This window comes from Marinobacter sp. 1_MG-2023 (assembly GCF_030549045.1).
Lineage (GTDB): Bacteria > Pseudomonadota > Gammaproteobacteria > Pseudomonadales > Oleiphilaceae > Marinobacter.
This window is the reverse complement of the sequence record NZ_JAUOST010000010.1, coordinates 47,473-73,444: the sequence shown is the minus strand read 5'-3', so window position 1 is coordinate 73,444 and position 25,972 is coordinate 47,473. Positions and strand designations below refer to the sequence as shown.

At 54.2% G+C, this 25,972-nt stretch carries 22 protein-coding genes and 2 tRNA genes; 13 read left to right on the top strand and 11 right to left on the bottom strand.

The window, feature by feature from the left end; all coding sequences use genetic code 11:
- Positions 1 to 56: 56 nt before the first annotated feature.
- Together Q4606_RS17625 and Q4606_RS17620 are read right to left on the bottom strand one after the other, a co-directional pair.
- On the bottom strand, positions 57 to 491 hold the full coding sequence (locus tag Q4606_RS17625; RefSeq protein WP_303608285.1) for a PaaI family thioesterase: 435 nt from the start codon (positions 489 to 491) through the stop codon (positions 57 to 59).
- A complete protein-coding gene (locus tag Q4606_RS17620) occupies positions 488 to 958 on the bottom strand; it encodes a PaaI family thioesterase (RefSeq protein ID WP_303595596.1) in 471 nt (156 codons plus the stop codon). The genes Q4606_RS17625 and Q4606_RS17620 overlap by 4 nt, the downstream gene beginning before the upstream one ends.
- Positions 959 to 1,109: 151 nt before the next feature.
- Between Q4606_RS17620 and Q4606_RS17615 the strand changes: the two genes are divergently transcribed.
- From Q4606_RS17615 to Q4606_RS17600, 4 genes are all read left to right on the top strand, one after another.
- Positions 1,110 to 2,342, top strand: a complete 1,233-nt coding sequence (locus Q4606_RS17615; RefSeq protein ID WP_303608311.1) for a M48 family metalloprotease — start codon at positions 1,110 to 1,112, stop codon at positions 2,340 to 2,342.
- A 95-nt stretch (positions 2,343 to 2,437) separates the two neighbouring features.
- The gene (locus tag Q4606_RS17610; RefSeq protein ID WP_303595595.1) at positions 2,438 to 2,983 is read left to right on the top strand and encodes a hypothetical protein; all 546 of its coding nucleotides are present in this window, start codon (positions 2,438 to 2,440) and stop codon (positions 2,981 to 2,983) included.
- Complete coding sequence (locus tag Q4606_RS17605) at positions 2,983 to 4,170, top strand: iron-containing alcohol dehydrogenase (protein ID WP_303595593.1); 1,188 nt, start codon at positions 2,983 to 2,985, stop codon at positions 4,168 to 4,170. Before Q4606_RS17610 ends, Q4606_RS17605 begins: the two co-directional genes overlap by 1 nt.
- A gap of 187 nt (positions 4,171 to 4,357) precedes the next feature.
- Positions 4,358 to 5,140: an ABC transporter substrate-binding protein gene (locus Q4606_RS17600; RefSeq protein WP_303608284.1), complete on the top strand. Its 783-nt coding sequence runs from the start codon at positions 4,358 to 4,360 to the stop codon at positions 5,138 to 5,140.
- Between the two features lie 35 nt (positions 5,141 to 5,175).
- On the opposite strand, the gene Q4606_RS17595 is transcribed toward Q4606_RS17600, so the two are convergent.
- Together Q4606_RS17595 and Q4606_RS17590 are read right to left on the bottom strand one after the other, a co-directional pair.
- Entirely contained in the window at positions 5,176 to 7,662 is a 2,487-nt protein-coding gene (locus tag Q4606_RS17595; RefSeq protein WP_303608283.1) for an ABC transporter permease, read from the bottom strand.
- Positions 7,662 to 8,381, bottom strand: coding sequence for an ABC transporter ATP-binding protein (locus Q4606_RS17590; protein WP_303595588.1), 720 nt, complete (start codon positions 8,379 to 8,381; stop codon positions 7,662 to 7,664). Before Q4606_RS17590 ends, Q4606_RS17595 begins: the two co-directional genes overlap by 1 nt.
- A gap of 58 nt (positions 8,382 to 8,439) precedes the next feature.
- Between Q4606_RS17590 and Q4606_RS17585 the strand changes: the two genes are divergently transcribed.
- Entirely contained in the window at positions 8,440 to 9,069 is a 630-nt protein-coding gene (locus Q4606_RS17585; RefSeq protein ID WP_303595586.1) for an arylesterase, read from the top strand.
- Positions 9,070 to 9,076: 7 nt separating this feature from the next.
- Here the strand turns inward: Q4606_RS17585 and Q4606_RS17580 are convergent, their stop codons facing one another.
- Positions 9,077 to 10,030 (bottom strand): YheT family hydrolase, encoded by a 954-nt coding sequence (locus Q4606_RS17580; RefSeq protein WP_303608282.1) that lies wholly within the window; start codon positions 10,028 to 10,030, stop codon positions 9,077 to 9,079.
- 85 nt (positions 10,031 to 10,115) lie between these two features.
- Between Q4606_RS17580 and Q4606_RS17575 the strand changes: the two genes are divergently transcribed.
- A tRNA-Asn gene (locus Q4606_RS17575) sits at positions 10,116 to 10,191 on the top strand.
- Between the two features lie 70 nt (positions 10,192 to 10,261).
- Here the strand turns inward: Q4606_RS17575 and Q4606_RS17570 are convergent.
- On the bottom strand, positions 10,262 to 11,551 hold the full coding sequence (locus Q4606_RS17570; protein ID WP_303608310.1) for a M18 family aminopeptidase: 1,290 nt from the start codon (positions 11,549 to 11,551) through the stop codon (positions 10,262 to 10,264).
- A 137-nt stretch (positions 11,552 to 11,688) separates the two neighbouring features.
- Here Q4606_RS17570 and Q4606_RS17565 point away from each other — a divergent pair, with 137 nt between their 5' ends.
- Together Q4606_RS17565 and Q4606_RS17560 are read left to right on the top strand one after the other, a co-directional pair.
- A complete protein-coding gene (locus Q4606_RS17565; RefSeq protein WP_303595582.1) occupies positions 11,689 to 12,174 on the top strand; it encodes a hypothetical protein in 486 nt (161 codons plus the stop codon).
- A gap of 107 nt (positions 12,175 to 12,281) precedes the next feature.
- Positions 12,282 to 12,899: an outer membrane beta-barrel protein gene (locus Q4606_RS17560; RefSeq protein ID WP_303608281.1), complete on the top strand. Its 618-nt coding sequence runs from the start codon at positions 12,282 to 12,284 to the stop codon at positions 12,897 to 12,899.
- A gap of 30 nt (positions 12,900 to 12,929) precedes the next feature.
- On the opposite strand, the gene rlmKL is transcribed toward Q4606_RS17560, so the two are convergent.
- The gene (gene rlmKL / locus Q4606_RS17555; protein WP_303608280.1) at positions 12,930 to 15,104 is read right to left on the bottom strand and encodes a bifunctional 23S rRNA (guanine(2069)-N(7))-methyltransferase RlmK/23S rRNA (guanine(2445)-N(2))-methyltransferase RlmL; all 2,175 of its coding nucleotides are present in this window, start codon (positions 15,102 to 15,104) and stop codon (positions 12,930 to 12,932) included.
- Positions 15,105 to 15,422: 318 nt separating this feature from the next.
- Here rlmKL and rmf point away from each other — a divergent pair, with 318 nt between their 5' ends.
- Positions 15,423 to 15,635 (top strand): ribosome modulation factor, encoded by a 213-nt coding sequence (gene rmf / locus Q4606_RS17550; protein ID WP_048494371.1) that lies wholly within the window; start codon positions 15,423 to 15,425, stop codon positions 15,633 to 15,635.
- A gap of 127 nt (positions 15,636 to 15,762) precedes the next feature.
- On the opposite strand, the gene Q4606_RS17545 is transcribed toward rmf, so the two are convergent.
- Positions 15,763 to 16,782 carry a quinone-dependent dihydroorotate dehydrogenase gene (locus Q4606_RS17545; RefSeq protein WP_303608279.1) on the bottom strand — a complete coding sequence of 340 codons (1,020 nt, stop codon included), beginning with the start codon at positions 16,780 to 16,782 and terminating at the stop codon, positions 15,763 to 15,765.
- A gap of 427 nt (positions 16,783 to 17,209) precedes the next feature.
- Between Q4606_RS17545 and Q4606_RS17540 the strand changes: the two genes are divergently transcribed.
- Positions 17,210 to 18,370, top strand: a complete 1,161-nt coding sequence (locus tag Q4606_RS17540; protein WP_303608278.1) for a cation diffusion facilitator family transporter — start codon at positions 17,210 to 17,212, stop codon at positions 18,368 to 18,370.
- 26 nt (positions 18,371 to 18,396) lie between these two features.
- On the opposite strand, the gene Q4606_RS17535 is transcribed toward Q4606_RS17540, so the two are convergent.
- Positions 18,397 to 19,896 carry a RimK family protein gene (locus Q4606_RS17535; protein WP_303608277.1) on the bottom strand — a complete coding sequence of 500 codons (1,500 nt, stop codon included), beginning with the start codon at positions 19,894 to 19,896 and terminating at the stop codon, positions 18,397 to 18,399.
- 201 nt (positions 19,897 to 20,097) lie between these two features.
- Between Q4606_RS17535 and Q4606_RS17530 the strand changes: the two genes are divergently transcribed.
- Complete coding sequence (locus Q4606_RS17530; RefSeq protein WP_303608276.1) at positions 20,098 to 21,222, top strand: GNAT family N-acetyltransferase/peptidase C39 family protein; 1,125 nt, start codon at positions 20,098 to 20,100, stop codon at positions 21,220 to 21,222.
- Positions 21,223 to 21,229: 7 nt separating this feature from the next.
- On the opposite strand, the gene uvrB is transcribed toward Q4606_RS17530, so the two are convergent.
- A complete protein-coding gene (gene uvrB / locus Q4606_RS17525) occupies positions 21,230 to 23,290 on the bottom strand; it encodes an excinuclease ABC subunit UvrB (protein WP_303608309.1) in 2,061 nt (686 codons plus the stop codon).
- 213 nt (positions 23,291 to 23,503) lie between these two features.
- On the opposite strand from uvrB, the gene Q4606_RS17520 reads away from it, so the two are divergent.
- Together Q4606_RS17520 and Q4606_RS17515 are read left to right on the top strand one after the other, a co-directional pair.
- Complete coding sequence (locus tag Q4606_RS17520; protein WP_303595570.1) at positions 23,504 to 24,688, top strand: pyridoxal phosphate-dependent aminotransferase; 1,185 nt, start codon at positions 23,504 to 23,506, stop codon at positions 24,686 to 24,688.
- Between the two features lie 69 nt (positions 24,689 to 24,757).
- A tRNA-Asn gene (locus Q4606_RS17515) sits at positions 24,758 to 24,833 on the top strand.
- Between the two features lie 401 nt (positions 24,834 to 25,234).
- On the opposite strand, the gene pyrF is transcribed toward Q4606_RS17515, so the two are convergent.
- Positions 25,235 to 25,945: an orotidine-5'-phosphate decarboxylase gene (gene pyrF, locus Q4606_RS17510; protein ID WP_303608275.1), complete on the bottom strand. Its 711-nt coding sequence runs from the start codon at positions 25,943 to 25,945 to the stop codon at positions 25,235 to 25,237.
- Between the last annotated feature and the right edge of the window lie 27 nt (positions 25,946 to 25,972).

The following is a 25,972-nucleotide window of genomic DNA, read 5'->3' as shown; positions in this document are numbered from 1 at the left end:
CATGCTGGAAAAGTGGGGGCTTACCGAGGCATTTCAAGCCCTGCATGCCAACTCAGTCAGTCTTCCAGCAGGAAGTGCGCTCGTGCAGTGGAAATCGGCTTGGAACGGGATTGCTGCCAGGCGGTGATCATTACGTTGGCGACGCGATTTCCCTGGCGGGTTAACTTGCACTCGGCGTAGGTCTCGCGGTCGAGGCCTGCGCGGAGATAGTCGAGGGAGAAATTGACAATACGGGGCATGCGAATGGTTTCCTGAGCCAGCATCAGGTATATCGCCGCCGAAAGCTCCATAAAGCCACCGATGACGCCGCCGTGAATGGCGGGCAGCACCGGGTTGCCGAGATTCTGGTCTTTGGCAGGTAGACGGAATATCAGGTCGTCGCCAAACTGGCTGCACTGCAAGCCAATAAAGGTTGCATAGGGAATGCTGGTGATCAATTTGGAAAAGTCACCGCTTTCACGGGTATAGCGCAAGATTTCCGGATCTGTCATACCGGGCCTCCGGTGATTTTTTCGCGGTAGGCTTTTGGCAGTGCGTCAGGGCCGATGCGCATGAAAGTTCCAACGCAATTTGCAACGGTTTCGCCGCCTTCCTGATAGGCTTCACAACGGGTAAAGATGATGTTGCGGGTAATTTTGTAGACTTCCGCGCGGGCATACACGGGCTTGTGTGGTTCGGCCGGACGCATGTAATCAACCCGCAGGTCCAGCGTGGGGCAAAGTTCGAACACGTCGAGGGCGCAGAGCAGGACCGAGCCGGATGTGGTGTCCATCAACGTTGTTATAGCGCCGCCATGAATTACGCCGGTGTCCGGGTTGCCGATGATCCGGTCATTGTATGGCAGGCACAGGGTCAGGCTGCAGTCGGTGGTTTCGGTAACCGACAAGCCAAGCTCTTTGGCCTGGTTGAGTGTTTCGATGAACCGGGTAACCCGGTCGGTTCGGATTTGATTGTCCATTCGGAACAAGCCTGTAGTTCGGGTGTTGGTTCCGGAGCGCCGGTGTTTAAAGCCGGCAGCAGCCGTGTAATTATAGCTTTCAGGAATTCAATCACAGGAGTCGAGAGTGAAAAACACTGCCTTGCATCGCTGTATTCCAGTCATAACGCTTATGCTGCTGCTTACGGGGTGTTCTGTAAACCCGGTAACCGGCGAGAGGCAACTTTCTCTGATTGGAGAGAGCCAGGAGCTCGCCATCGGCGCCGAGCAGTATACGCCCACTCAGCAGACTCAGGGCGGGCAATTCTACATTGATCCTGAGCTTACGCTTTACGTGAGTGAGGTTGGTCAGAAGCTGGCGCGGGTCAGCGATCGCCCCGACCTGCCCTACGAATTTGTAGTGCTGAACAGCAGCGTGCCTAACGCATGGGCCCTACCCGGGGGCAAGATTGCCATCAACCGTGGGCTGCTGACCAAGTTTGATGATGAAGCTCAACTGGCTTCCGTGCTTGGCCACGAAATTGTTCACGCAGCAGCAAGCCACAGTATTCAGCGCATGCAACAAAGCATGCTGATCAGTGTCGGTGTTGCCGGTTTAGGGTTTGCACTTTCCGATAATGAGTGGGCTGGACTGCTTATGGGAGGAGCTGCAATGGGGGCACAATTGGCATTGGCGCAATACAGCCAGGGTGATGAACTGGAGTCGGATCATTACGGCATTCGATATATGAAAGAAGCCGGCTACGACCCACAAGCCGCAGTGGAGTTGCAGGAAATCTTTCTCGAACTCTCCCAGGGCCAGAACACGAGCTTTGTTGATGGTCTGTTCGCCACGCACCCACCCTCCGCCCGACGTGTTCAGGAGAACAGTGAGCTGGTGAGCAAGATCGGCGGCGGAGGCTATCGGGGCGCTGACGTCTACCAGAAGAAAACCGCAACCCTCCGCCAGCTCCAACCCGCCTACGACGCCCACGACGAGGCCATGAAACTGGCTTCTGATGGCGACATGGATGCAGCCCTCAAAAAGGTCAATGAAGCGATTGATCTGTTACCAAGGGAAGCCATGTTTTTCTCCCTGCGTGGTCGTATCTACCAGGAACAAAACAATCATGACAAAGCCTCAGCCGATTTCGACAAAGCGGTTTCGCTGTATCCCGAAATGTTTGCGTACCGGCTACACAACGGTTTGAGCGCGCTCAAACTCAATAATCTGGACAAGGCACGGGAGAACCTGATCCAGGCCAATCAGGTTGTGCCTACGTCCATTGCGTTTTTACGCCTGGGCGATATTGCAGTGAAGGAAAACAACCGCGATGAAGCTATCGCCTACTACAGCAAAGCCGCGGAATCCAGCGGCGAAATAGCAGAGGAAGCGCGTCGCAAGCTGGCCGCCCTTACCCAGTAAAGCGGCGTTTATTGTGCTGCCGGCATCAGGAACATTGACTTCTAGAGCAATAACTCTAAAAATCAGCTCATAACAATCAAATTCAGGTGAAGGACATGTTAACGAAACGTATCCAGCCTATGGCTTCGCAGGCAAAGCGCTTATATGTGGAGCTGATGTTCCAGGTTATGGGGCGAGCTCTTCAAGCTGTCAGTGAGGTTGATAGCGTGGTGCAGACAGAAGCGAAAGCGCTTCCTGAAGGCTTCCTGTTTGAAATGATGGTGATGCCCGATGGCTCAAAGCTGATCGTGGAGCACATGGGTGAAGGCCGCTTCCACTACCACGGCGACACCGCTCCCCGACCTGTAGACGTATCGATCAAGTTCAAACACCTTACTCACGCCTTTCTGGTGCTATCGTTCCAGGAAAAGACGTCGGTCGCATTTGCCCATGATCGCATGCTGGTAGACGGAGATGTGAGCTACGCGGTGCGTATGACCCGCGTGCTCAATAGACTTGAGTCTTTCATTCTTCCCAAGATCATTGCCAAGCGCGCTGTAAAAGAATACCCGGTAGACCTTCACCTGCCAGAAAAACTGACCAGTGCCGCCCGGATCTACCTGAAGGTTGCCACCCACTTTGTCCAGTCAGCGAGAGCATAATGACCAACACTTACTATGAGTTCTTCTGCCCGGTAAAGGTTATTGCCGGCAAAGCCGCCCTTGAGCATATCCCCTACGAGCTGAGCGGATTGGGTGCCAAGCGACCGATGATCGTGACTGACAAGGGCGTTCGTGCCGCCGGCCTGCTCGACCCCGTGATTGCAGCCTGCGAAGAAAGCAATCTGGACATCGTCTGCATTTATGATGATGTGCCACCAGACTCCTCAACCACTGTAGTTCGTGACATTGCTGCCGTTTATCGCAAGGAAAAATGTGACTCCATCATTGCGATTGGTGGTGGCTCCGCTATCGACACAGGTAAAGCAGTCAACATTCTGGTTTCCGAGGGCGGCACAGACATCGCAAAATACTCAGGCGCCGGTGTAATCAAGCATCCGCTCAAGCCGTTTTTTGTTGTGCCTACCACAGCAGGAACCGGTTCGGAAGTTACCTCGATTGCGGTGATTACAGATGAGACAAAAGGCGTAAAACTACCCTTCACTTCATCGTTCCTGCTGCCCAACGCGGCGATTATCGACCCGCGTATGACGATGACGTTGCCACCTCACATTACTGCGGCAACAGCCATGGATGCCATGACTCATTCGGTCGAGTCCTTCACCTGCATGGCAAAGAACCCGCTGAGCGATGCCTACGCTACAGCAGCCATCAAGAAAGTAAGCCAGTCGCTCTTGCAGGTTATGGATAACCCAAAAGATAGCGACGGCAGGCTCGAACTGGCCCAGGCATCCACCATGGCCGGCATTGCCTTCTCCAACTCCATGGTTGGGCTGGTGCACTCCCTTGGCCACGCTACTGGCGCCATCTGCCATCTGCCCCATGGCCTGTGCATGAGCCTGTATCTGCCTTATGTGCTCGAGTACAACCTGGAGACCATCCGCCAGCCACTAGGCGAGTTGTTGTTGTATCTTGAAGGGCCGGAGGTATATGCCGACACGCCAGCCAGCCGCCGTGCAGAAGCCAGCATTTCTGCGCTGCGCAAGTTGCGGGACGCGCTGTACAAACGTTGCCAGCTGCCCCGAACACTGAAAGAAACAGGCAAAGTGACCGAGGATCAACTGGATCATATCGCGGAAATGGCGCTCGACGATGGCTCCATCATGTTCAATCCGAAAGAAGTGACACTCAAGGATGCCCGCGCCGTGCTGCAACGCGCCTGGGCCTGATCTGTCTACCCCTCGAAACAGGGCTCGGCGGCAAGCCGGGCTCTGTACCTGAACAACCACAGGTTACGCTCTTAACATTGAAATTGTCGGGCAATCGGGTAACATCAACCGTGTTTCTGGCAGGGATATAGCCGGGTCAGTTCGTTCACTGACAACATTGCCCGCAGCCCGCAGAGAGCCCCTCTTGATGAAGCATTCAGATTATCCAGAGCTTAAAACCTACTCAAGACGTTTTGCCTCCGCCTTTTTCCTCTTTTCCTTTCTGCTGAGCACCAGCGCAGCTGGCGAAAGCGACCGGAAAATTTTCCACTTCAATATCTCACCCAATGGCTACCCGCCCTACATGATTGTGGATCAGGAAGCGCCTTCGGGGATAATGTGGGATGTGGTATCGCTGATTTCCGAACGCATAGGGTACGAAACTGTCGCGAGAAAAATTCCCCGTAAACGTGTCGACCAGATGTTGCTGGATGGCTACATAGATGGCACACCACGGGCCATAGAATGGACGCACGAGCCAAAAAACTTTCTTTTTACCGATCCCGTGGTCCATATTCAGGAAGTGTTCTTTACACCCAAACACAAAGGCGAAACATACCATTCACCGGAGGACCTTTTTTCCAAAACGGTCGTCGCGCCGCTGGGATATCTGTACCCCGAACTTGAGCCATATTTCGAATCCGGCGCCATAAAGCGTTTTGACGTTCCAGGGGAAAAGGACATGTTTAACTTTTTGCTCCACGGCGATCGTTTTGACGCCGCTGTGGCCGATGTACTCGTGGGTAAATGGATACTGAGAAACGAAGGGTTGCGGGAACATTTTACGGTATCTTCCGGAAGCCTGAATTCCTATGGCTTCCGGATAATGCTACGCAAAGAGAACCACTCTTTCGTCAAAGATTTCAATGCGGAACTTACGCGTATGCGTGAGAATGGAGAGCTCGACGCCATCCTGGCGAACTATCGGTAAGCGGCCACCGCCGCTTACCGACCGCGACTTCTGTTCTACTCGAGGCGCCTCAGCAGAAGCATAGGCGATACACTCAACACTGGCCTCAATTGCCAGCGACCGAACAGCGCCAGAACCACAGCACTGATCACAGGTATGGGTAGCACAACCTGCCAATGCCAGCTGAAAGCACCCTCGAACATCCGGAACTGCAAAGCCCATACCGCGGCCTCCGCTGCTGCTACGCCGAGAATCCCGGCAAAACCGCCGAGCAGAGCAAACTCCAGCATGGTGCTTCTTACCAACAATCTCTGCCGACCGCCAAGTGTGCGCAAAAGTGCGCCTTCCCTCTGGCGATCCTGGAGCGTGGCGCTGACAACCGCTGCCATTACGACCAAGGCCGCGGCCAATATCAGTACAAGAATCGCTTCTATAGCCTGGGTAACCTGTCGGACAATCTCCTGTATACGCTCAATAACGTTGTCGATTTCCAATAACGACACGGTCGGGAAGCGCCGGGAGAATTCATTCAGCTCGCTTTTGCGATCTCTGGGCAGATAGAAGCTGGTTATCCAGGTGGCAGGCATATTGGTGAGACCGCCTTCCGGTGGAAACGCCATGTAGAAGTTGGGTTTCATGCTGTCCCACTGAACCGTGCGGATACTTGTGACGGTTTCAGTGACCTTGTCAGAACCTATGGTAAACGTAAGCTCATCACCCAACACAAGGCCAAGCTTGCCGGCCAGCTCTGACTCTACGGATACACCCTTGGTTTGACCCTCCTGAAACCATTGGCCTTCTACAATTTCGTTGTCAGCCGGAAGCGAGGGCATCCAGGTCAGGTTCAGTTCCCGGTTCAGAGCCCCTACCCGCTGGTCTTTACTCACCACTTGTTTGACCGGCTGCCCGTTCAATTCTGTCAAACGGCCTCGCACCATGGGGTAAAGCTGATCCAAGGGCTGACCGCGCTCTTCCCAGTAACCCGCAACCTCATCCACCGCATCCGGGGAAATGTTGATCAGAAAGTGGTTGGGGGCGTCATCCGGTAGTTGAGCCTGCCAGTCGTCCAGCAATGAGGTTCGCACCAGAATCAGCGTTGTCGCCAACATGAGCGTCATGGCAAATACAGCAATTTGCGAGAGGCTGGCACGGCGATGTCGATACAGCCCGACCAAAGCCAGGCGCCATGATTGCCCTCCACCGCGAACCTTCCGGAGGGCTGCAACAAGAACACCGCCCAACAGTGCCAGGGCTCCGAGCAGCAATGCCAGACCACCAAGCAAGGAAACAACCAGTGACAGATCACCGGCGTACATCCACACCAGGCCGAACACAGCTACTATGGCGATCAGCATATCCGGCAGAGCTTCCCGACCTGTCTCACCAGGCTGGCTGCGCAAGACGCGCATTGCCGGAACGTTCCGGAGTCGCCGAATGGGCGGGTAGGCAAAGGCAAACAGAGAAACCACCGCTGTGAGGAGTGCCGGGGCAAGCGCGGACGAATCCAGCTGAAACTCAACTGGCCGGTCCAGGGCCTGGCCCAGCAGCTGAGTGAGCAGCCAGAACAACGGCACGGCAACCAGAAGGCCCCCGATCATGCCGGTCACTCCCCAGAGCGCCAGCCGCTTCAGATAGAGCCGGCCGATCCCGGCACTGCCCAGACCCAGGGTTTTGAGAAGAGCCACAGTATCGCGCTGAGAAAGCGCGTACTGTCGGCTCGCAACAGCGACCGCTACAGCAGCCAGGAGGACCGCCAGGCTACCCCCCAGAAGCAGGAAACTTTCAGCCCGATCGAGAGATCGTGAAAATGTTTCGCCATCGCGAACGCCTTCCCACTCGTGACTGGGTTCAAGTTGCGGCTGAAGCCATTGGTAATAACCCTCAAGGGCCGCCTCCTCGCCTGCAAACAGGTAAACGTATTCCACCCGGCTTCCTTCCTGGAGAACTCCGGTAGAAGCCACGTCATCCACATGCATCATGACCCGGGGAGCGAGTGCGGAGAGACTAAAGCCGCCGTCTGGCTCACGCAGCAACAAGCCGGACACAGTCAGGTTCAGGCTTCCTACTTCGAGCGTTTCGCCAATCTGGAGATCCAGCAACCGTAGCAACCTGGGATTAATCCAGACTTCACCCGGCTCTGGCCCGCTTTGCACCTGTATCCGGGAGCCCTCGGATGCACCTTGAATTTCCAGTTCACCGCGCAATGGATACTCATTGCTGACGGCCTTGATCGAAACAAGCTGGAAAGCATCGCTGCCAAATACCATGGTAGAGAACTCCACCATGCGACCAGTTTCCAGCCCACGTTCCGCAGCTTCTGTAATCCATTGCTCGGGTACGGGGCGCCCGTTTTCAGCTTCCAGTTGTCGGTCTGCCGCCAGGAAGGAGCTGGCAGAAGATACCAGGGTGCGTTGTAACTGGCTGGCGAACAGGGCAATGGTAGCAACCGTGGCTACGGCAATAATAAGCGCCGCAAGTACCACACGCACATCACGCTCTCGCCAGTCCCGGCGCACTGACATCAGCTTTTTTGCAGCAGCCATCAGTCAGCAAGCTCCATTTCTTTAACTGGCTCGGTCAGCTCGCCGGCCTCAATATGAAACTGCCGGCCACAGCGAGCGGCCAACTGTTCATCGTGAGTGACCATCACCAAAGTGGTGCCCTGCTCCTGATTTAACGCCATCAACAGATCCGAGATTTCCTGGCCCGTTCGGTTATCCAGGTTACCGGTGGGCTCGTCGGCAAACAGAATCACCGGGTCAGAAGCAAACGCACGCGCAATGGCAACCCGTTGCTGCTCACCGCCGGAAAGCTGCCTTGGCGTGTGGCTGACCCGCTCGCCCAACCCCACTCGCTCAAGGAGCTCATGTGCACGCTTTTCCGGCGCATCCAGGCCCGCAAGCTCCAGCGGTAACATAACGTTTTCCAATGCAGTCAACGCCGGAAGCAGCTGGAAAGACTGGAATACAAACCCGACCCGGTGGGCACGCAATTTGGCCCGTTCATCTTCGCTCAGGCCGCTGATGATGGATCCGTCAAGTTCAACGGTGCCTTCGGTCGGTGTGTCGAGGCCGGCGAGCAAACCCAACAGTGTGGTTTTGCCGGAACCGGAGCGGCCAACAATGGCTACGGATTCTCCCCGATTGATTTCAAGACTGACCCCCTTCAATATCGTGAGCGTATCTGTTTCCAGGCTTACGCGATGGGTCAGGTTTTCAACTCGCAGCATTGCGCGCTGGCTATCAGGGTTTATAGTCTGCATCTTGCTAACGGGGCTCCCGGAAAAAACACGTTCATTTATCAAGGTATACGGATCTTCTATGCATACGGTGTTGCTGTACGTCAGATCAATCACATTCCTTCTGGTGGCATTCTTTGCCATGCCTTTGATGGCTGGCCAGCAAACACTTCTGGTTGTAGGTGACAGCCTCAGTGCCGCCTACGGCGTACCTTCAGAGACCGCCTGGGTACAACTTCTGCGCCAGCGTCTGCAAGGCAACGGCTTGAGCCACTGGGATGTGGTAAATGCCAGTATAAGCGGCGAAACTACGGACGGAGGCGCTCGCCGGCTGCCCGATTTGCTTGAGAAGAATAACCCCTCGGTGGTCATCATCGAGCTGGGTGGTAACGACGGCCTTCGCGGCTTCCCCCCTAACGTGATCAAGTCCAATCTTGCGTCGATGGTTGAAAACGTTCAAAACTCCGGTGCCCGCGCCATTCTGGTTGGTATGCAGATACCCCCGAACTATGGCCAACGCTACACTCAGATGTTTGCCGACATCTTTCCAGCGCTATCAGACAGCTATAGCACCGCTCTGGTTCCCTTCTTTCTTGACGGAATCTATGACCAGGCGAACCTGATGCAGGGTGATGGCATTCATCCTACGGAAGAAGCCCAGCCCAAACTGCTTGAGAATGTGTGGCCAGCACTCGAACCCTTACTTGAGTAGCGCGGAATCACGCCACACCCTGAAGAAAGGCGAGAGCCCTGCGTTCAGACCAGTAGTACCCGTCATTGCCGAGTTCTACAAACCCGACATGGCCACCCCATTTTGGCGCGTCCAGGCGTACATGGGCTCCGAGCACAGCCCGGGATTCCGGAAAGCACTTTTGCGACAAAAACGGATCGTCCGCTGCGTTCACCATCAAAGACGGAACCCGGATATCTTTTAGCCGGCCTGAGGCAGAACATTGAGCCCAATAATCAGGGGCGGATTTGAACCCGTGCAGCGGCGCAGTGTAACGATCATCAAATTCATGAAAACTATGAATCGCGTCAAAATCGGAAATATCGATAAGATCGGGAAATTTTCGTGCCTTTTCGTCCATTTTTACCCGAAGATCTCTCAAAAACCTCTGCATATAAATTTTCCGGCTGGGCAGGGCCAGCATATCCGCACTACCCGCCAGATCGCAGGGTACTGAGTAGGTCACTGCGCCACAGATTCTACTGTCAACCCGCTCGCCCTGTTCACCGAGATACAGCAGTGTCAGGTTCCCTCCCATACTGAAGCCAGATAAAAACACGGTGCTGTAACCTTGGGCCAGGCCATGATCCACAACCTGACGGAGATCTTCAGTAGCCCCGCTGTGATAAAACCGCGGCTGCAGGTTCATAACGCCGCCACAGGAGCGGAAATTCCAGGCCAGTACATCCCAACCTTCTGCTAACAAGGCCCGCGTCAGCCCTAGCACATAAGGCCGCCGACTATGGCCTTCCAGACCGTGGGAAACAATGGCCAAACGACTGCTACCCTGGCGATGCCAGTCCAGGTGTAGCTCATCGTTATCGGGCGTTGGAAGCACTTCCGATTCAGGATTCTCCACTCGAACCTTGCGAAACAACGCCGGCCATACAGACTGAATATGCCCGCTGCGTAACCAGGGAGGAGGACGATATTGATGAGCCATACTGCAGTACAAATTTTGACCTTTTATATCAGGGGGTTGACCGGCTAATTCAAAGCGCTTAATATGCCGCCCGACTTGATGCTGTTCCCCGATAGCTCAGTTGGTAGAGCAACGGACTGTTAATCCGTTTGTCGCTGGTTCGAGCCCAGCTCGGGGAGCCACTTATTCCGAAATGCCGCTGCTTCTTGTGAAGTAGCGGCATTTTTCGTTTCGGGACTTGTAAAGCGACCCTCAGAAAACCTGCTCACGCTGCATGAACTCTGTCAGCACGCGGAACAATGTAAAGCCATCTTCATTTCCGATCAGTTCACGTATGGAATGCATACCGAACTGTGGTACGCCAATATCCAGCGTTGTCACACCCAGATTTGCTGCCGTCAAGGGCCCGATTGTGCTGCCGCACCCCATATCACTGCGCACCACGAAGGTCTGGTGCGGCAACCCCAGTTCATCACTGATATGCCGGTAAACCGCGGCCGAGCGGCTGTTAGTGGCATAACGCTGATTGTGGTTCACTTTGATAACCGGGCCCTTATTCAGAATGGGGCCATGGTTTTCATCGTGTTTGTCCATGTAGTTCGGGTGCACGCCATGCGCATTATCTGCGGAGATCATCATGGAGCGGGCAAGGGCCTTTGCCTTGCCTGAGCCACACCAGCGATCGAGAACCGCGGTGAGAAACGGCCCTTGGGCGCCTTCGGAAGACACACTTCCCACTTCCTCATGATCGTTACACACCAACAATGCTGCTTCATCGCCAGACGTGTTCAGCAGCGCCTGCAGCCCGATGTAACAACTCAACAGGTTATCCAGCCGTGCCGATGCAATAAATTCATCGCGCAGCCCCACGTACCCGGCTTCCTGAGCATCATAAAAACCCAGTTCATAGCCAAGTACCTTACGAACCCCGACACCGGATTCCCTGTCAATTTGCTCGCTCAGAAGATCGTTAAAGCTGGTCGCATCGTCTTGCGGTGCCTGCATCAGAACCGGCGGCAGGTCCGTCTGGGCATTTACCGTGCGATTGCTGTTGGCTTCTCTATCCAGATGAATTGCCAGGCTGGGGATGAAGGCGACAGGCTTCTGGAAATCAACCAGGGTGTCAGTGACCTTGTTATGCTCGTCGAGAAAGGTCACTCTCCCCGCCAGCGAAAGATCCCGGTCGAACCAGGGGTTCATCAGGACACCACCGTATACCTCGACCCCAAGTTGGAAATAGCCTTTGCGGCGCAGCTCCGGGTTGGGTTTTACCTTCAAGCATGGGCTGTCTGTGTGCGCACCGACCATGCGTATACCCGACGCGGCGGCATCTCGGGTGCCGGTGCGGAAAGCGACGATGGATGACCCGTTTCGCAATACGTAATAGCTGCGGTTCTGAGCAAGGGTCCAGTCGTTTTTCTCATCCAGCTCTTCGAAGCCGGCTGCATCCAGCTGCTGCTTCATGGTGGCCACAGCATGCCAGGGCGTGGGTGATGCGTTCAGAAACTTCAGCAAATCTTTGTTGAATTCAGCGTGTTCCATGATGTCCCTGATAGAATGATAGTTATTGCCATAGTATGTCATGAAGCCTGAGCGCCTCATACCGAAGCAACAGAACTTACCCGCCCGGGCCACAAATTCTGCAGCTTCTATCTGCCACCCACAACACGGAGACTGACATGCCTGCACCAAAGTTCCTGGACATCGAATATTGCCAGACTGACGACGCCCTGTTCCCGACTGCCATCGCCTGGTCGCTGGAAGACGGCCAGATGAAAACTGTAGTCATTGCTCCTGCAGAAGAGTGGCTGCCTGAAGATGGCGACTTTGGCGACCTGGATATCCCCTACCTTGAGGAACAGGGTGTGCCTTTGCTGGAGCTTATTCAGGAGCTACACCAGGACCTGACCGACCAGACGATATACGTTGACGGCATCGATCCGGACGAAATTCTGATGGATATGATTTTCGGCGCTCTGGAACAAGACGCTCCGTTTGAAATAGGGCCCATCAGCGAGCTGATCACCGGCATGAGCAATGAAGTGCTGGAAGATCGCCGCCGTGAGTTGCTTTTTGAAGAAGGTCTCGAACCCCAGCTACCCGAAAACGGTGTTTACGCTTTGTTGTTGATGGCCCAGGAAGCTGGCCTGTTCAACCAGGACTGATAGCTCAAGTGAACCGACACAGGGAAGTGTGACACGGGTCGACGTAACAAACGGTTACACAAGGCAGACTCAGCCCGTAACCGCTCACGTCAGGAATCCCGATAACAATGAACAAGGTTGTGCGATCGCACCGATTACTCACACTGGTGCCTGCTTGTCTGCTTTCCGCCCAGGCTGCTCTGGCCCAGGAAACTGAGGAAACGCCCCGTGCAGACAAGCATTACATAGGCCTACTGGCAACGGCGTTCAACTTCCGCTCGATAGGCTCTGCTTCTAATGAGCAAGCCACGGGAAGCGGTGGAACGCTGATTGCAGGCAGCCACATCAATGATATGTTCCATGCAGAGCTGCGCGCAGGGGGTGGCCTCAGAGACGCTGAAGTGCCAAGTAGCGACCTCACCCTTTCTGTCGACTACTTTGCCAGCTGGTATATTGGCCTGCACTACCCTGTTACGGACTATGCCAACGTTTACGGCCAGGCAGGATTCTCTTTCATTCACGGTACAGCCGAACTCGAAAATACCGATGAAAATCAGAACGCCCAATTCCAGGATCTGGAAGGCGATTTCCCGGACAGCAGCTTCAGCATTAGCTGGGTGCTCGGGCTGGATGTCAAAGTTATGAGCGACACCTATCTGGTGCTTGAAGGCGGAAAACTGTTTGAAGATACCAGCACCGATGCCAATACCTTTCAGTTTTCCGCCGGGCTCAAATACGAGTTCTAACGGGCCCCAGGCCTGATTTAAGCATTATTGTTATGCATTTTTTCGGATATGCCAGCACCGGTGAATCCGGGCGTTCCGCTGAAAATCCTTATCGAGGGTGCTGGCGCTCACTTCTTCCACTTCAAACTCCGAGGCCAGCTCCTCATCAAGCTTGAAGCGCCGGAAGTTGTTGGAAAAAATTAACAAACCATCCGAGCTCAGTCTGGCCATTGCCTGACGGATCAGCTTTGCGTGATCTTTCTGTACGTCCAGCACTCCCGTCATACGGGCGGAGTTGGAGAAGGTGGGCGGATCCATGAAAATCAGGTCATACAGCTGATCCGGAGCCGGCCTGGCAGCGAGCCACGCCAGACAATCTGTCTGCTCTACTTTATGTTTGCGGGGATCAGCCTTGTTCAGCGCCAGATTATCCTGTGCCCAACCCACATACGTGTTCGACAGGTCCAGGCTCAAGGAACGGCTGGCACCACCAACAACCGCATGGACAGTTGCGGCGCCGGTATAACAGAAGAGGTTCAGAAAACGCTTACCCCTGGCGTTCTTCTGGATCCAGTGGCGCACTGGGCGATGGTCCAGGAACAGGCCGGTGTCCAGATAATCTTTGAGATTTACCTTCAGGATGCAGCCATGCTCATGTACCTGGAAGAATTCGCCGCTGACGTCCTGCTTTTCATACTGACTGATACCTGTCTGGCGCTGCCTGTGCTTGCAGATCATCCGATCCGGCTCGATGCCCAGGGCTTCGGGAATAACGGCCAGGGCCTCAGCCAGACGCTCCCGCGCCGAACGCTCATCAACCGACTTGGGGGCGGCATATTCCTGCACATGCACCCAATCCTCGTAGATATCAATCGCAATCGCGTACTCGGGCATATCCGCATCGTACAGTCGATAGCAGCCAATCTGCTGTTTTCGCGCCCACTGGCCGATGGATTTCATATTTTTCTTAAGCCGGTTGCGCAGCATGGCTGCGCGCTCCTCGTTCGCAATCCGGGGTGATACCTCACCCGGCGCTGAGGGCTCTCGGGGCGTGCGCACACTGGCTTCGTCTATGGTAAACAGCAAAAGTTGCGCCGGCAGCTTGCCGTTAAAAAGTTTGTACTGTTTAAAGCTTCGCAAGCCAATGGATTTGCCGAATTCGGGCGCGCCGGTAAACACGCCAAGCTGCCAGCCTGATGCTGCTTTTTTTACTGCATCACCCAGTGACTCATACAGACTTGCAAGAGCCGCCCTGTCGCTGAGCCGCTCACCATAAGGAGGATTCACAAGTACCAGACCGGTTTTCGACCGGTCGTCTCCCAGCGAAAGCTCTTCAATTGGTTGAGCCTGGAACTCAACCAGCCCCTCAAGGCCAGCTCTCTGGGCATTATTACGTGCGGTGGAAATAACCCTGCTGTCCTGATCAAATCCAAGAAACCTGGGTACTATGCCTTGCTTCCCTTCGTAGGCGCGTCTTTCGGCCTCCTGGCGCAGGGCAAGCCAGGTTTCAGGTTGGTGCCCAAGCCATTTCTCGAAGCCAAAGCGCTCCTGACGACGACCCGGGGCGATATCCAACGCCATCAAGGCGGCTTCTATGACCAGGGTGCCAGAACCGCACATAGGATCGACAAAATCGCCGCCTGCGGCTGCAAGCTCAGGCCAACCTGCACGCAGCAACAAAGCCGCCGCAAGGTTCTCCTTCAAGGGCGCCAGCCCCTGCTCTGTGCGGTAGCCACGTTGATGCAAACTGTGGCCACTGATATCAATACCCAATGAAAGGCGGCCACGATGTAGCCGTGCCGATACGGTTACATCCGGCATCTTTGCTTCTACCGCAGGGCGCTTTCCGCCGCTCATGGTGAAACGATCCACAATACCGTCTTTTACGCGTTGGGCACCGAACTGGGTGTTACGGATCGCCTCGTTCTCACCAATGAAATTGACGCGAAAACTCCCATCCACCGAAATATGCTGCTGCCAGTCAAGATGAACCACACCATCGTAGAGTTCATCGGCATTGGTGGCCGCGACTTCATCAATATGGAGGATTACCCGGTTTGCCAGGCGAGACCAGAGACAAGCCCGGTATCCGGCCTCCAGCGGCCCCTCTACCCATGCACCAGCAGGCGCATTTCTCACCAGCCCAAGACCAAACGTGGTGAGCTCGTCCGCCAGAAGGTATTCAACACCCTTTGGGCAGGTTACAAAAAAGACAGATTTGGACAAGTTCAACTCCAGGTTCTTTGGCGATTTCCGGTAAGTACCGGTAATAGCAGCGGTCATAGGTTTTGGGTAATTTTTTTTATCGCTTATCGATCTACAAAAACATTTATTAAGATCAAAACGATTGTGTACTTCTACTTAAGGTTAAGCTTACCTTGTAGATGACGCGTCGTTCGGGAGGAGTAAGTTCTCCCGTTAACAGGATCCTGACTGCTCTGGCTGGAGCTTACAATAGTGGGTTGTCCCTGAGGGAATGCCACACTCCGTAGCCATGGTAGAAGTGTACACGCTTGTTCTGTTAATCCATTAGTGAGGAACGGCATGAAAAGACAGAAAAGAGACATGTATGCTCGTGCATTCAAGCGGGGTTACCTCGCTGGCGTGTCCGGCAAATCCAAAGACAGCTGTCCGCTCGAACAGGCTGAAGTTCGCCAGGAATGGTTGAATGGCTGGCGTGAAGGCCGCACAGATCAATGGGAAGGCATGACCGGCGTCTCCGGTATTCATAGGCTGGCAAACGTCACGACAGCGTGATGTTTGCCGAAACCCCCGATATCTTAATCTGATCTTTTAGTACGCAAGTTGGGGCTAAGGCTCCGTAAGGGCCCGCCATGCGGGCCCTTACTCGTTTAATCACCACGGTTTTAAAGCCCCTGAAAAACTACCTGAGCTTGCGGATCGCCTCTACGGTTTCATTAATCAGTTCCGGCCCACGATAAATAAAGCCCGTATACAACTGAACCAGCTTCGCGCCCGCACGAATCTTTTCAGCCGCACTCTCACCGTCCGTAATACCGCCCACACCAATAATGGGCAGCTCGTCACCAAGCTCAGCGTATAGCCCCTGGATAACTCTCAGAGATGCCTCCCGAACCGGAGCTCCACTCAGCCCCCCTGCCTCCGCAGCATGAACGTGGCCGGCAACCGCATCACGGCTTATGGTGGTATTCGTGGCAATAACACCATCGAGCCCGGCCTCTCTCAAAGCTGAGGCGACGAACCGGATGCCATCATCGTCCATATCCGGGGCAATTTTAACGGCAACGGGGACATATTGCCCAAACTTGTTCTGACACTTCAGCTGCTCATCCTTGATGGCGTGGAGCAGGCTTTTCAGAGAGTCACCAAACTGAAGATCCCGCAAACCAGGGGTATTGGGCGATGACACATTAACCGTGATGTAGTCGGCACGGGTGTATACGGCCGAAATCCCTTTTCTATAGTCCGATTCAGCCTTCTCATTGGGCGTGTCTTTGTTCTTGCCAACATTGATACCCAGAATTCCGCGGTAGTTACGTTTATCCACACGCTCCAGCATGTGTGCCAGGCCTTCGTTGTTGAACCCCATACGATTAATAATGGCTTGATGTTCTGGCAACCGGAACATACGGGGTTTCGGGTTCCCAGGCTGGGCGAGCGGCGTAACGGTTCCAACCTCTATAAAACCGAAGCCGAGGGCGCCCAAGGCATCCAGATGATCTGCATTTTTATCCAGTCCTGCGGCAAGCCCTACCGGGTTGGGGAAATCCAGCCCCATAACATTTACTGGCAGCGCATGGGTTTTCGGTGAAAAGGCGCCTAACACGCCCAACCGATGCGCCAGATCCAGACCATTCAATGCAACGGAATGGGCCTGTTCGGGTGATAGCCGGAAAAGCAGGTTTCGAATAACGCCGTACATCTGAAAACTCTCCTATAAAACGTGTGCGCGAGTATACCGGAAGTTTTCCACAGCGGCCCGGTCATGCAAAAAAACGCAGCTAAACAGCTGTATCTTTAAGGTCGCGGGTGCTTGTCCACGGAATCTGTGGATAACCCTGTTGAAAATCGCGGGGCAACCTTGCCTACCCCTTGTTATCTGCGCCAATCTACAAATTGATCATTTTTTGATCAGTTTATTTTTGCATGTTTTTCAACAAGTTAAAAGAATCAAGCTTTAAAAAAAGAAAGTTTAAGCAAACAGTCACTAATGCGAAATAATGTTGCAATGTGCATAAATCGGGCGCATAAGCGCCGAAAACTACCTTGAGAGAGCTCGTCCAATAGCTCACAACACCACAAGCAATAAGGTTATACTGGCTTTCGCCATTTTGACCCGGAGTTTTTAAATGCAACAACCCGACTCCCCGGCCCAACGCAACCGTGAAACTCTCGCTGTGGAAATGAAAGCAGCCTCGCGGGTAACCATTATAGGAATGGTTCTTGATGCCTTTCTCGGAATCATTAAAGTTATTGGCGGCACCCTATTCCATTCTCAGGCTCTCCTCGTTGACGGTATACATTCGTTCACCGATGTCGTTTCCGATCTAGTCGTTCTGGGTGTAATGAAACTGTCACGCCAGGAACCGGATGACAATCACCCCTACGGTCACCAACGCATTGAAACCTTTGGCACTCTGGTGCTTGGCAGCATTCTCATTGCAGTAGGCGCCGCAGTGGCCTGGGAAAATACTCTTAGACTGATAGAAGGCGATATTAACAACGTTCCCGAATGGCCGGTGCTTGTTGCTGCCGCCATTTCGGTTGTGAGCAAGGAGTGGATATTTCGTTACACCCGTCATATCGGGCAAGCCATACGCTCAGACCTTATTATCGCCAATGCCTGGCACAGTCGTACTGACGCATTCTCCTCCGTGGTAGTTCTGATCTCAACGGCAGGTGCCATGCTGGGTTTTCTGTGGCTAGACGTACTGGCAGCTGTAGCCATTGCCGTCATCATTACCCACATTGGCTGGGAATTCACCTGGGACAGCGTTCAGGAGTTGGTGGACACCGGGCTATCGCCGGACGATACCGAAATGTTGAAAACCATAGCCCGCGATACCGATGGTGTTCTCAATGTTCATGAGCTGCGCAGCCGCCGCATGGGACACGATATTCTTCTCGATATTCACCTCGTCGTGCGGCCGGAAATCAGCGTATCGGAAGGGCACCAGATTGGCATGCAAGTGGTGATAGGCATGCGTAAGGCACTAGAAAATATCCGCGACATAAACTTTCATATTGACGCAGAAAAGGACGAAGACCATTTCCCGGAAACTGAAAGCCTACCCTCGCGGGCGGAAGTGGGGAGAATCATTGCAGAACAACTTGGAGAAATACCCCAGCGCAGCCGTCTAAGGCTTCATTACCTCAGGAACAAGCTGCACCTGGAGATTTTCCTGGACGAGCAGGATCCCGGAACGATATTCACATCAGAAAATGTCCGGAGCCATCTGGATGGCTACCCCTGGTTTGGCAGCGTTAGAATTTGGGTAGCCGGCCCGTAAGCCGGCTATTAGAGGATCGTCTGCCGTCAACGCCGGCGGTTCTCCTCCATCCTCGACAGAAATTCCTGCATGATCAACGTATAGAGTTCGCCACCAAGAAACAGGTCTTCAACACCTGCATCAATGCTTGGGTTGTCGTTAACTTCGATAACAGCAACCCGATTTCCGGATTGTTTGATATCCACACCGTAAAGCCCATTACCTATCAGCCGGGTAGCGTTCAGCGCCGCCTGAATGACGTTTCTTGGAACTTCATAGGTAGGCATGGTTTCAAATCCGCCGCTCTCGCTCGCTGACTCGCCGTGCTGGTAAATCTGCCAGTGGCCTTTCACCATCATATATTTACAGGCATAGATGGCCCGGCCACCCAATACGCCGATGCGCCAGTCGTAATCGGTGTAAAGATACTCCTGCGCGAGTACCAGCGCCGACTGGCGAAACAGGTCTTTTAGCCCTGCCCTCAAGGACTTTTCGTCTTCTGCCTTGTTCACTCCCCGGGAAAAGGCGCCATCAGGTATTTTGATGACGACGGGAAAGCCCAATTCCTGAACCACTTGTTCTACAGCGTCTTTCTGGTCTTTGGAAAGAATCAGGGTTTTCGGTGTCGGTACCTTGTTGTTTTTCAGAAGGTCTGCCAGAAAAACTTTGTTGGTGCACTTGAGGATCGACGCAGGATCGTCAATCACCACCATGCCTTCTGCCTCCGCCTTGCGGGCAAAACGATAGGTGTGATGGTCAATGGCTGTGGTTTCCCGGATAAACAAACCGTCGTATTCGGGCAAACGCATGTAGTCCCGACGCGTAATCTGTTCTACGTTGATACCCAGTTTTCGGCCGGCTTTTTCAAAGCGCTTCAAAGCAACAGCATCGCTGGGAGGCATTTCTTCTTCGGGGTTAACCAGAATCGCAAGGTCAAACCGGTAACGACGGCGGGTTCTTGGTTTGCGCCACACCATACTGCTGAAGCGATCCAGCGCCGACGCAAAGGCATCCTGTTCGGTCTCATCCAGATCTGCTGGCGCCGCAGGCTTCATGGACTCGATCTGCCAGGCCTTCCGGCGCCGGAAGACAATCTCAAGAATCGGGCTGGGAAACCGCTCAAACAGTGCCCGTGCCACAGGTTTGAGATCCGGATGCTCGGTTTGCCCGAAATAAGTACGAATCCGCACTTCATGGGTAGCATTGCGTTCATCACTGGCCGGGTCGATGGCCGATCCAGCTGCCTCCAGCCAGTTGATGACACTGGCGTCCAGTTCTTCCAGTTCGAGAGAAAACAGCCCTTTGCGACTCAGGTCGTTAAGCGTCATTACCGAGGGCACGACGTGATGGCCGCGGGCTTCGGCCAACAGCGAGCAGTAGTAGCCACGACTCAGGTATTTTGCACTCTGACACAGGTTGATAACACGAACGCGACTATTGGCCGGTGCAGAAAACTGGAGGTACTGATCAAAGCTCAGAACGTCTTCGCTGGGGTAGTAAGGAGCCCAGTCTTTGGTGCGATCTACAACGATAAGCAAACGGGACATTAAGGGCACTCCTCCCCGGAGACAATTGCCAATAGAACTGGCCGCAACAATACGCCGCTGCGGGGGTGGGAACAATCGGTGGATAATGAGTGCTTTTACGCATGATGAGATTATATGCCTGCGCTCAACTCTCAAACATAATAGCCGTACACGGGAAGCCTGCCAGCATGCCCAGCCGATATTCTCAAGGCCAACTTATACATGTCCGATCTGCAACTGCGGCAAGCCACCAGCGATGATCTGAAGGCGCTTCTGCAACTTGAACATCGCTGTTTTACGGAAGACCGTCTATCCCGCCGCAGTTTCCGACGCTTTCTGGACATGCCCCGGGACAGGTTGATTGTCGCCGAGGCCAAAAGCCCGGGGCAGAGCGAGTTGCTGGGTTATTGCCTGATTCTGATGAGCGCCGCCACCCGTATGGCGCGCATATATTCCATTGCCGTGCTGCCGACTGCGCGTGGGCGTGGTATTGGTGAAAAGCTGGTAAAAATGGCGGAACGTGAAGCGGCAGATGCAGGCCGCATACTAATGCGCCTCGAAGTCCGGGAAGACAACAGCGGGGCCATTGCGCTTTACAAGCGTTTGGGCTATCGCCAGTTTGGAACTTACCGGGACTATTACGAAGATCACGGGACGGCTCTGCGCTTTGAACGGCGCATTCTGTTTTACGAGCCCACAAGGGAATTTCTCCCCGTGCCCTATTACCCCCAGACGACGGATTTTTCCTGTGGCCCTGCTGCGCTGATTATGGCGATGGCAGCGCTGGACGAACAGCAACCACTGACCACTCTGGAAGAACTGAAAATCTGGCGTGAAGCTACAACCATTTTCATGCTTGCCGGTCACGGCGGCTGCGGCCCCCACGGACTTGCACTGTCCGCCTGGAACCGGGGTTTTGAAGCCAGCGCCTGGGTGAGTGCCGAAGGCCCGTTATTCAGGGACACGGTCCGAAACGACGATAAAAAAAGGGTTCTGGAACTGGTGCATGAAGGTTTTTTGAACGACATAGGAAAGACCAGCATACAGTTGCATCACGATCCGCTCACCCTTGAGGCCATGGAGCAGGCGCTCCTTGAAGGCCGGATTCCGGTGATTCTGATCAGTACCTGGCAACTCAATCGAAGCCGGGTACCGCATTGGGTAACCGTGTGCGCTGTCGACGACCGGTTTGTGTACCTCCACGACCCGGAAATTGACGTGGATGACGGAGAAACCGTAGCCGACAAACAATACCTTCCGATGGATAAACGGGTATTCAGCCAGATTTCACGGTACGGTCGCAACCAACCACTTCAGGCCGCCGTCATTATCGGCCCGAAGCGCTGATTTGGGTTTAGCCTGTCCGAAGCGCCGCTTCTTTAAGTGCTGAGATTTCATCCCGAAGACGTGCGGCAGCCTCGAAATCCAGATCTGACGCTGCTTTGTACATCTCGTCTTCAAGGCGTGACACTTCTTTGAGCAACTCAGCGGGCGTTCGCTGGCCAACCCTGGCACGATACTGCTCTGCTTCTTCAGCCGCTTTCTCACCAGGTCGTGTGGCTTTATTGCGACCTCGGCCTCCGCCGCCAGCGCCTTCCATGACATCCGCAATTTTTTTGTTGAGCCCCTGCGGTGTAATACCGTGAGTCTCATTGTGCTCGGCCTGCTTTGCGCGACGGGTTTCGGTGATATCGATGGCCCGTTGCATTGATCCGGTTATTCTGTCGCCGTAAAGGATGGCCTTGCCGTTAAGGTTCCGCGCTGCTCGGCCAATGGTCTGAATCAGCGAACGCTCGGAACGCAGGAAGCCTTCTTTGTCGGCATCCAGAATGGCCACCAGTGATACCTCGGGCATATCCAGGCCTTCACGCAACAAGTTGATGCCTACAAGCACATCGAATTCACCCCGGCGCAGATCACGGATGATCTCTACCCGCTCAACCGTATCAATATCCGAGTGCAGATAACGCACGCGAATATCGTGCTCCATCAGAAAGTCCGTGAGATCCTCAGCCATGCGCTTGGTGAGCGTGGTCACCAGTACCCTTTCACTGACTTTCACCCGGGCGTGAATTTCAGAGAGCAGGTCGTCAATTTGTGTCGAGGCAGGACGTACTTCAATGATCGGATCCAGCAGGCCTGTCGGGCGCACGACCTGCTCCACCAATTGGCCAGCATGTTCGGCTTCGTAGTTGCCGGGAGTGGCCGACACAAAGATCATCTGAGGCGCTATCCGCTCCCACTCATCAAATCGCATAGGCCGGTTATCCAGAGCTGACGGCAGCCGAAAGCCATACTGCACAAGGGTTTCTTTCCTGGAGCGGTCACCTTTATACATGGCACCGATCTGCGGGATAGTCACATGGGACTCATCCACAATCAGCAGCGCATCCGGTGGCAGATAATCAAAAAGTGTTGGCGGTGCCTCGCCCGGCTGCCGACCGGAAAGATAGCGGGAGTAGTTCTCGATGCCGTTGCAATAGCCCAGCTCGTTCATCATTTCCATATCGTAGCGGGTGCGCTCTTCCAGCCTCTGGGCTTCTACCAGGCGACTATTATCACGCAGCTGCGGCAAGCGCTCATCGAGTTCCTTCTTTATCTCCTCAACGGCATCCAGCACTGTTTGCCGGGGCGTGACATAGTGGGACTTGGGATAAATCGTAATCCTGGGCACACGCCGGAGCACCTCGCCGGTGAGCGGATCAAAGTAGCTGAGGTTCTCGACTTCATCATCAAACAACTCAATGCGGACAGCTTCTTTTTCCGACTCAGCCGGGAACACATCAATGACATCGCCACGAACACGGTAGTTGGCACGGTGAAACTCGATATCGTTGCGGGTGTACTGCAGTTCAGCGAGCCGGCGCAGAATGTGCCGCTGATCAATCTTCTCGCCGCGATCCAGGTGCAACATCATTTTCAGGTAGGATTTCGGATCACCCAAGCCGTAAATGGCAGACACGGTTGCCACAATAATGGCATCCGGGCGCTCAAGCAGAGCTTTGGTGGCAGACAGCCGCATCTGCTCTATGTGTTCGTTAATCGAGGCGTCTTTTTCGATGAAAGTGTCAGACGAAGGCACATAGGCCTCGGGCTGATAGTAATCATAGTAAGATACGAAGTACTCGACGGAATTATCCGGAAAGAATTCGCGAAACTCACCGTATAGCTGCGCAGCCAGGGTTTTATTGTGGGCCATGATAATGGTTGGCCGCTGCACAGACTCGATCACTTTGGCAACGGTAAACGTCTTGCCCGAGCCGGTAACACCCAGCAACGTCTGGTGCGCCAGGCCAGAGTGAATGCCATCCACCAGCCCTGCAATGGCTTTGGGCTGGTCACCGGCAGGCTCAAATGGTGAATCAACCTTGAAAACGCCTTCCTTTCCAGAACTGCTGGAATCGCTACTGGCCATAATCGGCACACAACCTCCACTCACTCAACATTGGTATCCGTACCAGATCCCGCTAGCGCAAAACCTGGTCTCAGAGAGAAATTTATTGTTGCGCCGGCTTCATGATACCATCAACCTGATCGACGGCTGGGCGAAAATCAGCCGCTAAAAGGCAATGATTCAGACACCCCGCCGGTCACAGACCTATCAGACGCAGCTTTAAGGAGCGCAAGTTTGGACCTTCAACTTTCCAGCCGAGTACAGGCAATCAAGCCATCTCCCACCCTCGCGGTAACCAACAAGGCTGCCGAACTTCGCGCAGCAGGCCAGGATATAATCGGCCTTGGTGCGGGCGAGCCCGACTTCGACACTCCGGATCACATCAAACAGGCAGCCATTGAGGCCATTAATAACGGCCAAACGAAATACACTGCTGTTGATGGTACGCCGGCCCTGAAGAAAGCGATTATTGCGAAGTTCAAACGGGACAACGGCCTGGAATACGAAGCCAACCAGATACTGGTATCAAGTGGGGGCAAACAGAGCTTTTTCAACCTCGCACTGGCTACCCTTAACGCCGGTGACGAAGCCATTATCCCGGCGCCCTACTGGGTATCCTACCCGGATATGGTTCTGGTTGCTGAAGGCAAGCCGGTGATCATCGAAACAGGCGCGGAAACCCGCTTCAAGATCACTCCGGAGCAACTGGAAAACGCCATTACCGAACGCACCCGGTTGTTTGTTATCAACAGCCCTTCCAACCCCAGCGGTATGGCTTATACCCTGGAGGAGCTGCAGGCGATTGGTGAGGTGCTGAAGAAGCACCCGAACATCATGATTGCCACCGATGACATGTATGAGCCCATACTTTGGACCGGCAAACCGTTTTGCAACATCCTGAATGCCACACCCGAGCTTTACGACCGTACCTTTGTTCTCAACGGCGTATCCAAGGCGTATTCGATGACTGGCTGGCGTATCGGCTACGCGGCTGGCCCAGCGCGTATCATTGGGGCTATGAAGAAGATTCAGTCTCAAAGCACTTCCAACCCATGTTCCATCTCCCAGGCCGCCGCTACCGCTGCGCTGGATGGTGATCAGGCTTGCGTGGGTGAAATGGTCAAGGCCTTCAAGCAGCGCCACGACTGGCTGGTAGACGCCCTGAACAAGCTGCCGGGTGTTGAATGCCTCAAAGGTGACGGTACCTTTTATGTGTTCCCAAGCTTCCAGAGCGCAATCGATGCCGATTCCAGTGTCAGTAATGATGTGGAGTTCGCAGAGAAGCTGCTGAGCGAAGCCGGCGTTGCTCTGGTTCCAGGTTCTGCCTTCGGTTGCCCGGGGCACATGCGCCTGAGTTTTGCGACAAGCATGGACAATCTTGAGCAGGCGATTGAGCGTTTGCAGAAGGCTCTGGGCTAAAAAGTTCGTCTAGGGGTTGACGAGGCGGTGGGGTAATCTTAATATACGCGCCTCGTCATATGACGACGTTCCCCGATAGCTCAGTTGGTAGAGCAACGGACTGTTAATCCGTTTGTCGCTGGTTCGAGCCCAGCTCGGGGAGCCACTATTTTAAAACCCGCTAATTCTATGAGTTAGCGGGTTTTTTCGTTTTAGTTTCGTGAACTTTTGCTTTTGACCCTAGCCTGCTTGGCTTGGGGGAGCGGGATGACCGACAGGACTTTCCAAAACACGCTACAAGCACATCCATGTGCGCTTGTTTCGGGCCATCCATGGCCCTCTACAGTTTTGGAAAGCCCTGTCAGCCACCCCTTGCTTAACACTGAGTTGTCCGCAGAGTTTATAGACTATTACTCGGAAACCTGACTGGAATGGTGGGAGCCCACTCCCAAAAATGTCGTAGGCCAAGGATGGCCGAAGACAAGCGCACATGGATGTGCTCGTAGCGGTTTTTGGGAGTGGGCTCCCACCATTCCCTGCACTCAGGTTCAAAGGCTGGGTCAAAAACTAGAGGCCCATCACCTCAGCATGAATGGCCTCTAATGCGGCCAGAGGGTCAGTCGCCTGGGTAATTGGTCGACCTATAACGAGGTAGTCTGAACCGGCTTTGAGAGCATCGCTGGGGGTCATGATGCGCTGCTGATCGCCTTTGTCGGCCGTTAAAGGGCGAATACCCGGAGTGACCAGTTTGAAATCGATGCCCTGCTCTGTTTTGAGTTTTGGGGCTTCCTGTGCGGAGCAGACTACACCGTCGAGGCCGCAATTTCGGGTTAGCGTAGCCAGGCGGGAAACCTGTGCTTCAGGGGAATCGGTAATGCCGATGCCTGCAAGGTCTTCTGCAGTCATGCTGGTGAGAACCGTGACGGCAATCAGCAGGGGCTTGTCGGCGCCAAAAGTGTCCAGACGCTCCCTGCAGGCTATCATCATCTTCTCACCACCTGAGGCGTGCACGTTTACCATCCACACACCCAGGTCTGCAGCGGCGGCCACAGCAGCTGAGGCTGTGTTGGGAATATCGTGGAATTTCAGGTCCAGAAACACATCGAAACCACGCTTGTGCAAACCCTCAACAAATTGGGGGCCGGAGCGGGTAAAGAGCTCTTTGCCGACCTTTAGCCGGCATTTTTCAGGATCAAGCTTGTCCACCAGGCCCAGAGCCGGGTTTGAAGAGGGAAAGTCTAGGGCTACGATGATCTTGGGATCGTTAGAGGTATGCACGTTGAAATGTCCTGAAGGTGTGTCAGT

Excerpts from the sequence above, each read along its gene's own strand:
- Q4606_RS17625 (WP_303608285.1), bottom strand. The coding sequence starts at position 491 with ATGACAGATCCGGAAATCTTGCGCTATACCCGTGAAAGCGGTGACTTT.
- Q4606_RS17620 (WP_303595596.1), bottom strand. The coding sequence starts at position 958 with ATGGACAATCAAATCCGAACCGACCGGGTTACCCGGTTCATCGAAACA.
- Q4606_RS17615 (WP_303608311.1), top strand. The coding sequence starts at position 1,110 with ATGCTGCTGCTTACGGGGTGTTCTGTAAACCCGGTAACCGGCGAGAGG.
- Q4606_RS17610 (WP_303595595.1), top strand. The coding sequence starts at position 2,438 with ATGTTAACGAAACGTATCCAGCCTATGGCTTCGCAGGCAAAGCGCTTA.
- Q4606_RS17605 (WP_303595593.1), top strand. The coding sequence starts at position 2,983 with ATGACCAACACTTACTATGAGTTCTTCTGCCCGGTAAAGGTTATTGCC.
- Q4606_RS17600 (WP_303608284.1), top strand. The coding sequence starts at position 4,358 with ATGAAGCATTCAGATTATCCAGAGCTTAAAACCTACTCAAGACGTTTT.
- Q4606_RS17595 (WP_303608283.1), bottom strand. The coding sequence starts at position 7,662 with ATGGCTGCTGCAAAAAAGCTGATGTCAGTGCGCCGGGACTGGCGAGAG.
- Q4606_RS17590 (WP_303595588.1), bottom strand. The coding sequence starts at position 8,381 with ATGCAGACTATAAACCCTGATAGCCAGCGCGCAATGCTGCGAGTTGAA.
- Q4606_RS17585 (WP_303595586.1), top strand. The coding sequence starts at position 8,440 with ATGCATACGGTGTTGCTGTACGTCAGATCAATCACATTCCTTCTGGTG.
- Q4606_RS17580 (WP_303608282.1), bottom strand. The coding sequence starts at position 10,030 with ATGGCTCATCAATATCGTCCTCCTCCCTGGTTACGCAGCGGGCATATT.
- Q4606_RS17570 (WP_303608310.1), bottom strand. The coding sequence starts at position 11,551 with ATGGAACACGCTGAATTCAACAAAGATTTGCTGAAGTTTCTGAACGCA.
- Q4606_RS17565 (WP_303595582.1), top strand. The coding sequence starts at position 11,689 with ATGCCTGCACCAAAGTTCCTGGACATCGAATATTGCCAGACTGACGAC.
- Q4606_RS17560 (WP_303608281.1), top strand. The coding sequence starts at position 12,282 with ATGAACAAGGTTGTGCGATCGCACCGATTACTCACACTGGTGCCTGCT.
- rmf (WP_048494371.1), top strand. The coding sequence starts at position 15,423 with ATGAAAAGACAGAAAAGAGACATGTATGCTCGTGCATTCAAGCGGGGT.
- Q4606_RS17545 (WP_303608279.1), bottom strand. The coding sequence starts at position 16,782 with ATGTACGGCGTTATTCGAAACCTGCTTTTCCGGCTATCACCCGAACAG.
- Q4606_RS17540 (WP_303608278.1), top strand. The coding sequence starts at position 17,210 with ATGCAACAACCCGACTCCCCGGCCCAACGCAACCGTGAAACTCTCGCT.
- Q4606_RS17535 (WP_303608277.1), bottom strand. The coding sequence starts at position 19,896 with ATGTCCCGTTTGCTTATCGTTGTAGATCGCACCAAAGACTGGGCTCCT.
- Q4606_RS17530 (WP_303608276.1), top strand. The coding sequence starts at position 20,098 with ATGTCCGATCTGCAACTGCGGCAAGCCACCAGCGATGATCTGAAGGCG.
- uvrB (WP_303608309.1), bottom strand. The coding sequence starts at position 23,290 with ATGGCCAGTAGCGATTCCAGCAGTTCTGGAAAGGAAGGCGTTTTCAAG.